Below are 14770 nucleotides of genomic sequence, written 5' to 3' on the forward strand. Positions count from 1 at the left end.
GAGCTACAAAAATTCCTTGCTTGTGTTGGAAAATAGACTAGCTTATTTTTACTCGTGTTTCCTCTTTAATGTAGATGTTTTTGAAACCCTCCAGAGACTTATGGGCAGTACACTGGCATGAGGTAGGAGATAAGAGAGAATGATTTGTAACTGTAATTTAGTTAGTTGGTATTAAATTTATGTATTACATTGGCATTGGCAATGATCTTAAAATTTAACTAGATTGAAGGCAAAGACTCTATAGTGGTTTGCCAAGGTATCATTTATTAGGCAACAAAAGAAACCCGTTGTGATTATACCCATTACATAATAATACTTGAAGAAAATTTTGTAATCAACTGGACACTTGTTCAACTGGACACTCGTACTGCATTGTTAAGTTAAAATTGGTGCAAGTAAATCACGCAAACCAGGTAAACCAAGGGGAAGGTGTTAGAAATAACCCTATTAAATTTAGGCAAAGCTCGATTTAGTAAGTTATTGAGCATTTAATTTGCAAAAATAGGGTAGTCATCTTGCCTACCCTACAATAATTTTTAGTAAAATATAGTGTGAAATTATTGGATTTTTGATTTATCTAATTCTTAATCACCGTTTATATACTAATAACAAATATTATTAGTGTTGATATAAGGTTTAAAACAACAGTGATTTTACTTAAAATTTTCTGGTTTCGATTTCTGAGCTTGAGGAATGAAAGCTGATTAACTTTAGGTTGAGAGTGTCAATTCTGACTTGAGCTTACCATCTTCCATGTCAACGATGCGATCGGCAATGTCAAGGATACGGTTGTCATGAGTAACCATCAAGATGGTACAGCTTTGTTCTTTTGCCAGTTTTTGCATAAGATTGACTACATCCCGACCCGATTGACTGTCAAGGGCGGCGGTGGGTTCATCCGCTAGGATTATTTGAGGATAACTGACTAAGGCACGAGCGATCGCTACTCGTTGTTTTTGTCCTCCAGATAGTTTTTCAGGATAGTAATGTAAATGATTTCCTAATCCTACCTGCTCTAACATCTGGGCTGACCTAGCTAGCATCTTTTTTAACCCAAGATATTTGTGCAATTCCAAAGCCATTTTGACGTTTTGGAGTGCCGTTAAACTCCCATGCAAGTTATGTGCTTGGAAAATATAACCGTTATGCCGTCGCGCTTGGATTAATTGTTCACTACTAGCACCACAAAGTTCTCGCCCCAACACCTGCAAACTACCAGATTGGGCAGAACGCAATCCACCAACTAAGGTTAGCAAGGTAGTCTTTCCAGAACCAGAGGGGCCGGTCATAATAATAATTTCACCGACGTTAATCTCTAAGTTGATGTTAGATAAAACTTGCTTGCGGAGTGAACTATGACCAAAGTAGTGGTCGAGATTTTTAATAGAGATAACAGATTGACTAGTCATAAATAGCTCGATTACTCGTGACGATTGTCATTGGTCATTTGTCCTTTGTTTTTTGCAAATGACCAATGACAAATGACAAATGACAAATTTAAAACATATCAGCAGGATCGGTGGCTTGGAGTTTGCGGGTGGCGATCGCACCGGAAATTGTACACATAATGATAGTCAGCACTAATACTTGCAATGCCCGAATCGCAGTCATGTACATGGGTAAATTTGTGGCACTGCGAGTCAGTTGGTAAAGTGCTAAGGACACTCCCAATCCGGGAAGGAAGCCCAGTGCTGCCAATATCAACGATTCTTCAAGCACCACACCCAGCAGGTAGTAATTGCGATATCCCATTGCTTTAAAGGTGGCGTATTCCCGAATATGGGCATTAACATCGGTGGAAAGGACTTGATAGACGATAATCACGCCCACCACAAAGCCCATTGATACACCCAGGCTGAAAATAAAGCCTATTGGGGAATTGGTTCTCCAGAAGTTGTTTTCAAATTCAATAAATTCGGCGTGGGTTAAGACTCTGACATCATCTCTCAGGTAGGCTTTCAAGCTTGTTGCGACTTTTTTCGGGTCATAGCCTGGTTTTACCTTAATCAAACCTAGACTGATGCTACTTGACTGTCGCCCTGAAAATAGCCGCAAAAAGTTTTGATCGCTGGTAATCAGGTTGCCATCGGAACCAAAGGAAGCCCCGACTTGAAATAAGCCACTAATGGTAATCGTGCGCCGTTCTATTTCGGTGGTTAGGGTTTTACCTTGGTCAATTTGAGCGATCGCTTTTTGATAATCTCCTCTTGCACCACGGTCGAACAAAACGGTATCTGGTAGCTTAATTGCCTGCAATTGCTGGTTAACATCTGGTAAGTCAAAGGCTGGCTTATCTGGATTGAAGCCGATAACTAACACCCCCGTCTCACGATGTGTTTGAGGATTTTTCCAGATTGTGTTATTGAAATACATTGGTTCTGCCGACTTCACCCCTGGTATATCCATTGCTTGGTAAAGTCGCCGCCGAGAAAATGTAGACAAGCTTGGCAGGTTACGGGCTTGGGGACTGGTTAAAACAATGTCTGCTTGCAAACTGCGATGTAGTCTGGTGTTACTGTCATACAGCGCAGTCTGAAAGCCCAGCTGCATGAACATGAGAAGATCCGCAAAGGCAATGCCTGACAATGCTACCAAGAGGCGGCTTTTTTCATGGTTCAGTTGCAGCCATCCTAGAGGGGTTCGCCGTTGCAGTTGTTTGATTAATCCCATAGTGGGGGTGGGGATGAGGGGGATGAGGGAGCAGGGGAGGATGAGGGAGTGGGGGAGATGAGGGAGATGAGGGAGATGAGGGAGATGAGGGAGAAAAATGAATAACCAATGCCCAATGCCCAATGCCCAATGCCCAATGCCCAATGCCCAATTCCCAATGCCCAATTCCCAATGCCCAATTTACATTTCAATTACTGCCTTAACTTGCATATTGGTTAAGCTGGCAGCTTTTCGGCTGGAGGCTTCATCTAGTCGGATATAAACTTCTACTACTCTGTTGTCGATATTGCTGACGGGATCTGTGTTAATGACATTCTGCCGTCGTACTTGCAAACCTTTGCGATCTACGATTCCCTGCAATTCAATCGGGAGGTAATCGCCAAATATTCGTACTTGTTGCCCTGAATTAACTTTGCCGATATCGCTTTCATAGACTTCGGCTATGACATACATTTGGCTAGTTTGTCCAATATCAGCAATGCCATCATTTGAGACTAATTCGCCAGGATGGGTGTGGATCTCGAATACCTGTCCATTTTGGGGCGATCGCACTTGGGCCTGTTTTAGATTGACTTTTGCCAGATTCATGGCTGCTACAGCCCGATTGATTTCTGCTTGGGCAGCTTCTACATCTACTCCTCGTACCTCAGCAATTTCCTCAAGGGTTGCTGTGGCCTGTTTTACCTTTTGCTGACTAGTTGATTGAGTACGATTTAATTGTGCCTGTGATTCTTGCAGGCTTTTTTGGGCGGTTTCTAAGTTTAAACGCTTACTATCCCGTTGGGAGGCGGAAATTGCACCCTGTTGATATAGTTGCTGATAACGTTCGTCTTCTGCTTGGGCATTTTGCACTTCGGCTTGGAATCGCTCAATTGTCGCTGCTTGAGTATTAATATCACCTTGGCGTTCTGCTTCTAAGCGAGCGATCGCGGCTTTTTGGGCGGCAATTTCACCATGTTTCGCACCTGCTTGGGTGCGGTTTAGGTTTGCCTGTGCTACTTTTACTTGTTCCTGCGCCTCTTTTAATTCTGCCTGCAAGCGATCGCGGCTATTCAAAATCGCAATCACTTGTCCCGCTTTTACCCAATCCCCCTCCTTTACTAACAACTTTTCTACCCGACTTCCTTCAGCAGATACCGCAGCAGAAAGTTTTATTACCTTTCCCTGTGGTTCAATTCGTCCTAAAGCTGTTACCGTTTTTAACTGTGGCAATTGTGTTGCTGGCACTTGTGTCTCTGGATTTGCATAATTTTGCCAGCGTTTTACTATATAAAAACTTATTCCGCCAACCAATAAAGATGCAATTATACCTATAGCAACAGATGGACGCAGAATAGACTTAGGGAATGTTCTGTACCCTAGCTTTGAGTTTCGTACCATAGATTACCTCTTAACTAGTGGCGCAGAAAAAACTAAACTTCTGTTAGTTATTGTTAATTTATCGATTCAAAGTTCATAAAAAATGAAAATTGTTGACAATTTATCAATCTGCTGCGATTTGTCTGTATACGATAATAAAAAATCACTCTCCAGTATTAAGAGCTTTATGTTAAGGATGAGTTAGTTTTCTTTTTTGAAAGTACTTAGGTATAGTAAACGGTTTCCAAATTACGGGTTGTAACAGTGCCAACAATCAGAGGTAAATTCAGTCAAAAAGAAATATCTTTTGTCATGATAAATAAATAATCTTCAATTCCTAAAAAATCTCTTGAAATTTTATACTTTTATAAGTTTTGTGATATGTTTTTACTATTAAAAGTTATTTGAATAAATTAATTCTGTTAGCGTACCCGGAATTTATTCAGGTGTCATAAACTTTTCTGACTTTTTACGGTATCTGGAAAACCTCTCTCTAAATCTCTCTCCTTTTAGGAGAGAGATTTTGAATTTTCCCCCTTCCCGCGTCGGGAAGGGGGCTAGGGGGTTAGGTTAATCGTTAGCTTACGTGAAAAGTCAGATAAGCTTTTATTTAGATATAGCTTCTAAAGATGTATCCATGTAATAAGAGCGCACAGCTAAGTGTACGCCCGCATAAATAAATGTATTTCACTGAATTGAAATATGTGATTTAGCTCATCGAATTGCTCAAAAACACGATGCCGATCGCACAAAAAGCGAAGCCAGTAATGCTAATTTTCCAGGGTAAAGTTCGGTTTATTTCTCCCATACCCATTGCACCACCAATTTCTCTGGCACTCATGGCAACCGCAAACAGAGTCAATGCCATACCTAGTATATAGGCAATTAGTGGCATCATTCCTGCCCCAATAATAGACTCAGCAACAGTGTAACCCTGAAATAAACCAGCACTGATGCCCATCAGAGCAAGTACCACAAAGTTTGGTTGATTTGGCATCATCAGCATAGTACTAAAAACGATGGTAGAAATAGCGATGGCTGCGCCAACGCTTTCAGCGAACGCTATTTCTGTGCCTGGGAAATTTACCTGGAATAGATGAATTACAATGCCCAAGATTGCTGCTAAGACAAAATATCCAGCGATCGCAGCGCCACGAACAAATATAGATGAGAGTAAGCCAATAGCAACAATCCCCACTAAACAATCTAAGCCAAGTACTGGATCTGCCAATCCCCAGAGAAAGCCTTCCCAGCAGTTAGTGATGGTATGGTTAAGTGGTGTTCCACTCAATGAACTCAGTAAGCTAATTAAAATTAAGGCTGCGATCGCTCCAATATGGCGATCCATTAACTTCGAGGTGTAAAATTCCTGTGAAGCACGGAATTCTGATAATTTCCTTTTGAACATCACTATATGCCAAATTAGTTTTTTCGGTAATTTATACTACCCACCTATCCCAAAAAACTAACGTGGTAATTACATTACTTTGTACTAGCTTCATGAAGTTATCCAAAGCCACAGTGGTTGAAAAGTATAACGGACTGCATAGGCGTTGGTGTAGCCTCTTGTAGAGAAGTCCGTCGCAGATATCGCTACCAACAATCGTCAATACTTGATATTAAAAACGGTATCTAATCGACTGCAAATATAGTAGGGAAATAGAGCGCAATTTCCTTTTATCCTAGTATTTTCTCTCAGATGGAATGCTCACCTTTACTTAACCTAAAACTTCTCTTAATTGAACTCTATTCAAAAGAAGACTAATCTAGAAAATACCTTCATTGGAAGAGAGAATGAAATTTATCAAATTGTTACTACTTAGTACTGTTCTCATCTTCTTTGTATGGATTAGTCCACTGCACGCTAGTCCAATAGCCCAATTGCCAACTCCTTTACTTCCAGTTTCCCAACGGGAAACAACATCTCTCAAAAATTCCCAGGATGTATTGACTGTTGCAACTTTTAACGTCGAGAATTTAGATCCAAAAGATCGACGCTTTGAGAATATTGCCAAAATTCTTGGCAATAATTTGAACGCACCAGATGTCATCAGTTTGGTTGAAGTTCAGGATAACAACGGGCCAATTGATGATGATGTTGTGAATGCAAACGAGACTTACCAAAAACTGATTGCTGCACTCGAAGATATCGGTAGTCCAGCATACGATTTTGTGGATATTGCGCCCAACGACGATCGAGATGGTGGAGAACCTGGAGGTAATATTCGTGTCGGTTTATTATTTCAACCTAGCCGGATAACTCTAGCAAAACTGCCCAAAAAAGGCGGTTCATTAGATGCTGTAGCTATTACTCAAGGTGCAAATGGTCTTGACCTCTCACTCAACCCAGGTCGGATTGACCCTACGAATAGTGCTTTTGAGGAAAGCCGTAAGCCACTTGCAGCAGAATTTATATTTAACGAGCAAAAGCTGTTTATCATTGCTAATCACTTTGTTTCTAAGCTGGGAGGTTCTCCTAGCGATGTTAAACGAGTCAAGCAAGCCGAAATCGTTAATGAATTCGTAGGACAAATACTAGAAGTTGACCCGCAAGCCAAAGTAATTGTACTGGGTGACTTAAACGATTTACCCGATTCTTTACCTCTGAAAACTTTAAAGGGTAATATTCTTGAGAATCTGACTGATAGTTTACCTGCTAGCGATCGCTTTACTTTCAATTTTCGGGGAAATCCTCAACTTATTGACCATTTGTTGGTCAGTGAAAATCTTTCTCGTGTTGCTCAACCAAAAATTGACATTGTGCATGTCAACGTTGGCTTTAGTAAGCCTGTCAGCGATCATGATCCTGTGATTGCAGCGTTTACATTACCTGCTAACCAGTCCACCTCTGACACGATTCCTCCTGTTGTTCAACCCACTCCCACTCCTGTAAGTGATTCGGCAATTATATTGCCTCAATTATCCAAAGTCGCTCTAGTTGAAGAACTTGCTAAGGAATATACGCCTAGCAAAGCTTTGAACTACGATCGCGCAAGAGACGAAATGTTTGGCATTATTGACAATCAAGCAGGTATTGTGACAGATGTCTATGCCAATTACCAAATTCGTCTAAATGGTAATGGTAATCCTAGTCAGGAAGCTGACAAATTAGGACTGAATACTGAACACGTTTGGCCACAAAGTAAAGGGGCTAACAACGGTAATGCCCAAAGTGACCTTCACCATTTATTTCCTGCACGAGAAAATATTAATAGTGAGCGAGGAAATAAACCCTTCGACGATATAGCCGACACAAGTACTAAAAAATGGTATCGGAATGATACTGTTCAATCTACAATTCCTAGTAGTGCAATTGACGAGTTTAGCGAATCATCTTCTTCTAAATTTGAGCCTAGAGAGAAAGTAAAAGGGGATATAGCTAGGGCAATTTTCTACTTTTACACTATTTATCGGAATCAGGCTGAGAAAGTAGACCGAAGTTACTTTCAGAATCAGCGTCAGACTTTGTGTAAATGGAATCAGCAAGACCTACCTGATATTACTGAAATAGAACGCAGTCACGCGATCGCCAAATTTCAAGGTAATGACAATCCATTCGTGCTAGATGTCACATTAGCTGAACGGGCATACTGTAATTCTTAAAACAGTAGTGTTTTAGAATGGTTGTCTTACGTCTTAAAGGATGTTTGAAAAGTTGCAAAGTATACTAGAAACACTGCTTCCATTCCTCTCCCCCACTCCTGAGAGGCTTTGAAACCAGTTAAGGGAGCTAGATTTGAGAGGTTTTGATGTTACCAAAAAATTTTTCAAACATCCTCTTAATGGTTAGACCAAATTCAATACGGTTCAGTTAAGGCTTAACTTTTTGTCAAAGTCAATTTTTTTAACGAACCGCCAAGGACGCCAAGTACGCAAAGGAAGAGAAGAAATAGAAGAGAGAAATGCTTAACTGAACTGTATTGAGACCAAATTAAGCAAGTTGGCGCGAAAAAACCCAAGTATGTTACGAAACGCAAATAGGCTTTAAGCCCTTACTAATGACCAATACTTCGACTACGCTCAGTACAAGTGACAAATGACAAATGACAGCATTTGCTAGTTAGCTTTAATTGCGCCGATCAAATTACCATCAAACAGACTTTATCCGAATCGGAATCTGGATGATAAACTCTGTGCCTTGAAGCGGTGCAGAAATACACTTGAGTTGGCCACCATGCTTGTTGATAATTTGGTAGCTAATTGACATTCCTAGACCTGTAGCTGTACCAACAGGTTTAGTTGTAAAAAATGGATCAAAAACTTTTTGCTTTACTGCTTCTGTCATACCACAGCCATTATCAGCAATCCGAATTATCACTTTATTGCTATCTAAAATCTCAGTGTAAATACGAATCCGGGGATTGTTAATTGTCAGTTTTTGCTCGCCAGTTTTTTTTATATTATCCACTAACAGATGACAATTAATTATTGATTCTTTCAAAGCATCAATAGAATTATTCAAAATATTCATAAATACTTGATTGAGTTGTCCAGGATAGCACTCGACTTTAGGCAAGTTGCCGTATTCTTTTATAACTTGGATATCTGGATGATTTCCTTCGGCTTGCAAGCGATTTTGTAAAATTAAAAGTGTGCTATCAAGACCTTCATGGACATCGACTTCTTTTTTGTCCGCTTCATCTAGCCGCGAAAAGTTCCGCAAGGATAAGACTAGCTTGGAGATCCTCTGGGTTCCCATTTTCATGGAAGATAAGATTTTCGGTAAGTCTTCTTTAATGAAAACAAGGTCAATTTCTTCAATAAAAGCTTGAATTTCTGATACTAAATGGCAGTCACATTTCTGATAAAGCGTAATTAAATTGAGTAAATTTATATTACATTCGTTGACAATAATGATGTTCCCCTCAATAAAATTCACAGGATTATTAATTTCATGGGCAATACCCGCAACTAATTGCCCCAATGAAGACATTTTTTCAGTTTGAATCAGTTGAGATTGCGTATTTTCAAGTTCCTTTAAGGTCAGTTTTAGTTGGCAGTTAGCTGCTTCTAATTGTGCTGGACTAGGCAAAGCCAGAGCTTGGGGAATGATGGGTAACAGTGCGATCGCTGTATATAGTGAGATAATAGCCGTAATAAATTTGATGAAAGTGGACAGCCAGTAAGTTGGATGCCAAAGAGTCCATACATCCATCACATGGGTTGTACCACAAGAGACGATAAAAGCTCCAAATAATAAAAGTATCCACTTGAAGGGGAAATCCTTTCGCTTGTGGACAAAGTAAATAAGGATGATGGGAATAGAATAATACACTAAAGCAATCAGAGAATCTGAGATGATGTTTAGCGACACTAAACTCGGCTTCCAGAGGTAACAATGTCCATGTGGAATAAATGAGCTATCACTCAAAAAATTTTGCAAAAGTTCCAGCATATATCATCAAACGAGGTAATCTGTCAAACATTGGATTACAAATTGTACACGCTGGATAAAAAATTGTCCTTACAGGGTTTTTCAAATACATAAACCACGGCGTAGGGACACAGCAATCTTCCCTACAAAAATCTGTGGTTCAATTAACTGAAAATAGCTATGAGAAGGAGTCAGAAGACAGAATAATGCCTCCAGCACGCTCTTCGCGTTCAGAATTCAGAATACCCCAGCAGTCAAGTCAGGGGTAACAGCCACGGAAAGAATTAATATCACGCGCGTTTCAAATCGGGGGCTTTAAACCTGCCTTGGACATCCAGTCGCACAGAATCCAGAATGGATTCTGGCGGATGTATTCTGAATTCTTCTTCGGTAATGTTAAATATTGTACTAGTGCAATAATTCCTCAACTTGATGCTGGCTCCACAAAGTTCTATATAAACCCTGTTGTTGCAATAGTTCTAAGTGATTGCCTATCTGAACAATTTTTCCCTTTTCCATCACAAAAATTCTGTCAGCCGCAGCTGCCGCCGATAATTGATGGGTAATGAAAATTACTGTTTTGCGTTCAGTACCACCAGAGAGATTTTTGAGAATTTGTGTGGCTGTTTGATTATCCACACTAGAGAGGGCATCATCCAAAATTAACACTGGAGCATTGACCAGCATAGCTCTAGCTAAGGCGGTACGTTGTCGTTGACCGCCAGAAAGAGTAATACCACGTTCCCCAACAAGAGTCTCATATTGTTGGGGAAAATTGTTAATTTCTGATTCAATTTGGGCAAGTTTAGCAACAGATTCTATCTGCTCTTGTTCGCTAATTGGATCGCCATAGCGGATATTATTTTTGATTGTAGTGCTAAATAGAAAACTATCTTGAGGAACGTAAGCGATCGCACCTCGTAAAGAAGCCAAAGCTATTTTAGTAATATCCAGCCCATCTAAAAACAATTGTCCTGATTCAATATCCAACAAGCGCGGCAAAGCATTGGCTAAAGTCGATTTTCCTGAACCAATTGCCCCAACAATGGCCACGGTTTCTCCGGGAGCAATGGTAAAGTTAACGTTTTCTAAAGCTGGAGTAGTAGAACCAGGGTAACTGTAGGTGAGATTTTTAGCTGTCACTTCCCCTTTAAGTTCAGCTATCGGTAGATATATGGCATCGGCTGTGTCTTGAATTTTCGGTGTGACAGAAAGAATAGATTCAAGGCGATCTATACTAACTTCACCCCGTTGGTAGGCAGTAATTGTGAATCCTAAAAGGGCTGTGGGGAAAACTAGCCGCTCTACATAAATTAACAGTGCTAAAAAGTCACCAACTTGAAGCGCCCCAGAAGACATCCGCGCCGCCCCTAGCCAGATAATTACCAGCGAACTGACATTAGCTAGCCCGCCAATTAGCGGAAAAAGTGTATTGCGGAGTTTTGCCAGTTCCAGGTTAGCAGTCAATAGCTGCTGATTTTTCTTAGAGAAGGCTCGACGCTCGTTTGCTTCTTGGGCATAGATTTTAATTAAAGCAATGCCACTAATATCCTCCTGGATGAGTTCGCTAATGTCAGAGAGTTGCTCTTGAACTGCTGCTTGTTGTTTGCGTAAGCGATCGCTAAATAGACTCACCAACAACAGCATAAAAGGGTAAACTGCCAGAGACGCTAGCGTCAGATCCACACTAATCGCCAGCATTACTGGCAGTGTCAGGGCGTAGGCAAACACCGTATTTGCCAAACTCAAAACGGCAAAACCCAATAACCGCTTGATATTGTCTACATCACTAGTAGCCCGATTAATCAAATCGCCAGCAGTATTACTGGCAAAATAAGCCGGCTCCAGCTTGAGTAAGTGTTCAAAAATCCGTTGTTTCAGGTCAAATTCCACCTGACGACCCACTCCAAATAGCCAAATGCGTGATGCCATCCGCATTAGCCACATCGCCGAACTGAGCAAGACAATGATTACTACATAATGTAGTATTTGGCTCCAGTCGAAGGTTGTCGAGAGTTTATCAACACCAGCACGAATCAACCAAGGGATATAAACGCCCAGTGCATTCACAGATAACAAAGCGAGAATGCCTAATGACGCTTCCCGCCAGTGGGGTCGTAGGTAAGCACTGAGTTTAGCGATTCGTCGAGATTTTGCCATTAAAGCAATTTTGCAACTTTATCATCCTAGATTAACTGCTAGTCCAAGCAGGCAGCTATGTACAGAGAATATCGTTTGTAAATGAACAAGAAAGAATTCAAGAGGAGGTAGTGCGGTCTTGGGGTCTTTCCAAGTAGAGCAACTACCGTTCAGAATACCCTTTCAGGGAAGCAAGCTACAGAATTTAATTCTGTGCGACTGCCGTTAGCGCGGTGCAAGCTAGGGACGAGCGACACCCGTTCGCTCTTAGCTTTTCCACAGGGTAGGGTGGATGGATAAAGGGGTTTAAGCCCCTCACCAAATTCCAAATTTGGTGGTCTGTAAGACGCTCTCTAAGAGAGGCTACGCATAGTTTGCTTCAACCTAGTAGTACGCGGACTCGCTACCTCTACGCAATCAGTGGTAGGTTCAATCCCCCACTGATTGCATCCTGAATTCTGTATTCTGAATTCTGACTTCTCTCTTACTTTATTACCGTTGAACACGCATGAACCTGTAAACTTCAGCGAGATAACTTTCCCAAGTTCTTGTTGTCAATTGCAACGTTTCTGAATTTGGTACAAAGTCTTCAAGTCGCAAACCGCGTGTGCGAATATCTTGAGGACTTCCTTGTAACAGGTAGGGAGGCACTCTCAGATTATAAGAAAGAATGCGATCGCCCGCTACATCTGAGATGTTTCCTGTGGTGTTTGGTTGCCCTAATGCCACCAGCGTCCCAGATGTTGGTGCAGCAGATGCTACAGAAGTTTCACCTGTCATTGCTAGAGGTGCCCTATAGAGGAAATAGGCTACTGCTGGTGTACTTGCCAACAGCAAAATCGTCAGTGCCCAACCTATCAAGTATCCTCCTGGTTTTTCTATTCCGCCTCCTTTAATTTTTTGAGCCGCCAAAATCATCAGTAAAACAGAGGCTCCCAGAGGCTTGAGTGGAAAAGACAGCATTCTCCACAACGATGCCACAGCTGGTTCACTGGGGTTAAGAAATGATAGGGCTACGATTACCAAGATCACGACTAGGATTAATCGCCCGACAAAAGTTCCAGAGGGATAAAATCGCTGGAACAGAGAATATACGATAGTGCCAATCAGCAGCCACAGCAGTACTCGGCTTAACAATAGAAACATAGATTAACTCTCAAATTTTCTGGTGCAGTGAGCCAGTGTGGTGGTAAGACAGTCAGCCTTGCTAGGAGTTTTCACGACATTGCTTCTCTTAACAGGAGAAGAAGTGGCTCCCCAAGAGGACTTGTCCTGCATGGTTTCCCTGTATAAAACAACTAGTGACTTCTTCGCCGCGACGCTAGAAGCGTCACCCGTAAGGGTCAACCTAGAGGTTTCGGGAAATGGATTTATTTTATTGTCAAATTGCGATCGCACTGTTTGACTTAAAATACTTCAAACCTCACACCCAAAGACTACCGTCGTAGTGATTTTAGTTCAAATTTTTAACACTGCGTCTATTATTTATAATTTTCCAGAAGAGTAATGTAGCACCGGTAAACTAAATTAATTGAGTAATCCACTTAAAAGGAAAAACTATGTCGCCTGGAAAGCCTACCATTTTGGTAACGGGGGGAGCTGGATACATTGGTTCCCATACGGTGCTTGCTTTGAAGCAAGCGGGTTATAACGTTGTCATCCTTGATAATCTGGTCTATGGGCATCGTGACCTGGTAGAAAGGGTTTTACAGGTAGAGCTGGTAGTAGGGGATACAGGCGATCGCGCCTTGCTTGATCACCTATTTAAAACCCACGATATTGCTGCTGTGATGCACTTTTCTGCCTACGCCTACGTAGGAGAATCGGTGACTGACCCAGCTAAGTACTACCGTAATAACGTTGTTGGTACTTTGACTCTGTTACAGGCGATGCTGACGGCATCTGTGAAGAAATTTGTCTTTTCTTCTACCTGTGCTACCTACGGCGTGCCGGAATTTGTACCGATTCCAGAAAACCATCCCCAAAATCCGATTAATCCTTATGGCGCTACAAAGCTAATGGTAGAGCGGATTCTTGCTGATTTCGATGTTGCTTATGGTTTTCAATCAGTGCGTTTCCGTTATTTTAATGCTGCTGGTGCTAATCCCAATGGCTTACTCGGCGAGGATCACAACCCAGAAACCCATTTGATTCCCTTGGTGCTAATGACAGCTTTAGGTAAACGAAAATCTATCTCAATTTTTGGTACTGATTACCCCACGCCCGATGGTACTTGTATTCGTGATTATATTCATGTTAACGACTTAGCAGATGCCCATATTTTAGGATTGGAATATTTATTAAAAGGTGGCAATAGCGAAGTTTTGAATTTGGGTAATGGTAGCGGCTTCTCTGTCAGAGAAGTAATTGCAGCCGCCCAACAGGTGACAGGAATTAGCATACCAGTAGAAGAACGCGATCGCCGTCCTGGAGATCCCCCAATTCTCATTGGCACTAGTGAGAAAGCCAGAACAATCTTAGGCTGGCAACCTCAATATCCATCCATCGAAGATATTGTCGCTCATGCGTGGCAGTGGCATCAAAAGCGACATAATTAGACTTAATGACCGAATAATTATTAATTCATAAATAGAGAATGGGTACAAACCCTCCACTGAATTAGTGATTTAGTGGTCTTCAATCAGTGGATAGTTCAAGAATTACCACTGATTGAAATTATGAATTATTTTGAGATTGAGCCTAGATAGCTGCATATTTAGAAATTAAAGCTCTTAACAATTATCCTGCTTATAACTATGGAACCAACAACAGAACAGTTGAGAGCATTTTATAGTAGATGTGTGAGAGCAAGTAATATGTTTCAACCGATCAACGTGGTGCGATTGGACGAAAGAACAAAACGCATATACGTTTTGATAGGGGACACAATACAAATAGAGATATATCCAAATGGTGAGGTGACATTTCCATGACTAAACCTGATTATCAAGCCATGTCAGATGATGAATTAAGAGATTGGGTCAGATATCACCCACAGGACACCGAGGCATTCCATATTTTAATGGACAGGTTAGACCAGCGACCAAAAGTCATCACTCGCACTGCTGAAGAATTTGAAACCGAGTTACAACGGCGTATTAGCCAAGCTAGTTGACACGAAATTAAAATTAGCGAAAACTACCCAGGGTTAGCGCGTCTCAAACCCTATTGACAGAGGGATTATGGCAGAGGGTCTGAGTTTGGGAGAGCCGCAGCCAAAACAGAAAC

The 14770-nt window shown here is 41.3% G+C and carries 10 protein-coding genes; 3 read left to right on the top strand and 7 right to left on the bottom strand.

The window, feature by feature from the left end:
• Positions 1-710: 710 nt before the first annotated feature.
• The 4 genes from HWQ36_RS19270 to HWQ36_RS19285 all read right to left on the bottom strand — a co-directional run bounded on the left by HWQ36_RS19270 (position 711) and on the right by HWQ36_RS19285 (position 5437).
• Positions 711-1409 (bottom strand): DevA family ABC transporter ATP-binding protein, encoded by a 699-nt coding sequence (locus HWQ36_RS19270; RefSeq protein WP_292705296.1) that lies wholly within the window; start codon positions 1407-1409, stop codon positions 711-713.
• A gap of 88 nt (positions 1410-1497) precedes the next feature.
• A complete protein-coding gene (gene devC / locus HWQ36_RS19275; RefSeq protein WP_292705298.1) occupies positions 1498-2670 on the bottom strand; it encodes an ABC transporter permease DevC in 1173 nt (390 codons plus the stop codon).
• Between the two features lie 180 nt (positions 2671-2850).
• On the bottom strand, positions 2851-4050 hold the full coding sequence (locus tag HWQ36_RS19280) for an ABC exporter membrane fusion protein (protein ID WP_292705300.1): 1200 nt from the start codon (positions 4048-4050) through the stop codon (positions 2851-2853).
• Between the two features lie 688 nt (positions 4051-4738).
• Complete coding sequence (locus HWQ36_RS19285) at positions 4739-5437, bottom strand: HupE/UreJ family protein (protein ID WP_292705302.1); 699 nt, start codon at positions 5435-5437, stop codon at positions 4739-4741.
• Between the two features lie 386 nt (positions 5438-5823).
• On the opposite strand from HWQ36_RS19285, the gene HWQ36_RS19290 reads away from it, so the two are divergent.
• Positions 5824-7632 carry an endonuclease gene (locus tag HWQ36_RS19290; RefSeq protein ID WP_292705304.1) on the top strand — a complete coding sequence of 603 codons (1809 nt, stop codon included), beginning with the start codon at positions 5824-5826 and terminating at the stop codon, positions 7630-7632.
• A gap of 487 nt (positions 7633-8119) precedes the next feature.
• Here HWQ36_RS19290 and HWQ36_RS19295 read toward each other — a convergent pair whose 3' ends face one another.
• The 3 genes from HWQ36_RS19295 to HWQ36_RS19305 all read right to left on the bottom strand — a co-directional run bounded on the left by HWQ36_RS19295 (position 8120) and on the right by HWQ36_RS19305 (position 12688).
• Positions 8120-9424, bottom strand: coding sequence for an ATP-binding protein (locus tag HWQ36_RS19295; RefSeq protein ID WP_292705306.1), 1305 nt, complete (start codon positions 9422-9424; stop codon positions 8120-8122).
• Positions 9425-9811: 387 nt separating this feature from the next.
• Positions 9812-11563, bottom strand: coding sequence for an ABC transporter ATP-binding protein (locus HWQ36_RS19300; RefSeq protein WP_292705308.1), 1752 nt, complete (start codon positions 11561-11563; stop codon positions 9812-9814).
• A 471-nt stretch (positions 11564-12034) separates the two neighbouring features.
• Positions 12035-12688, bottom strand: coding sequence for a hypothetical protein (locus HWQ36_RS19305; protein WP_292705310.1), 654 nt, complete (start codon positions 12686-12688; stop codon positions 12035-12037).
• Positions 12689-13101: 413 nt separating this feature from the next.
• On the opposite strand from HWQ36_RS19305, the gene galE reads away from it, so the two are divergent.
• A complete protein-coding gene (gene galE / locus HWQ36_RS19310; RefSeq protein WP_292705312.1) occupies positions 13102-14100 on the top strand; it encodes a UDP-glucose 4-epimerase GalE in 999 nt (332 codons plus the stop codon).
• A gap of 371 nt (positions 14101-14471) precedes the next feature.
• Entirely contained in the window at positions 14472-14657 is a 186-nt protein-coding gene (locus HWQ36_RS19315) for a hypothetical protein (protein WP_292705314.1), read from the top strand.
• Positions 14658-14770 lie beyond the last annotated feature (113 nt).

Source organism: Nostoc sp. NMS2, from assembly GCF_017115105.1.
GTDB lineage: Bacteria > Cyanobacteriota > Cyanobacteriia > Cyanobacteriales > Nostocaceae > Nostoc.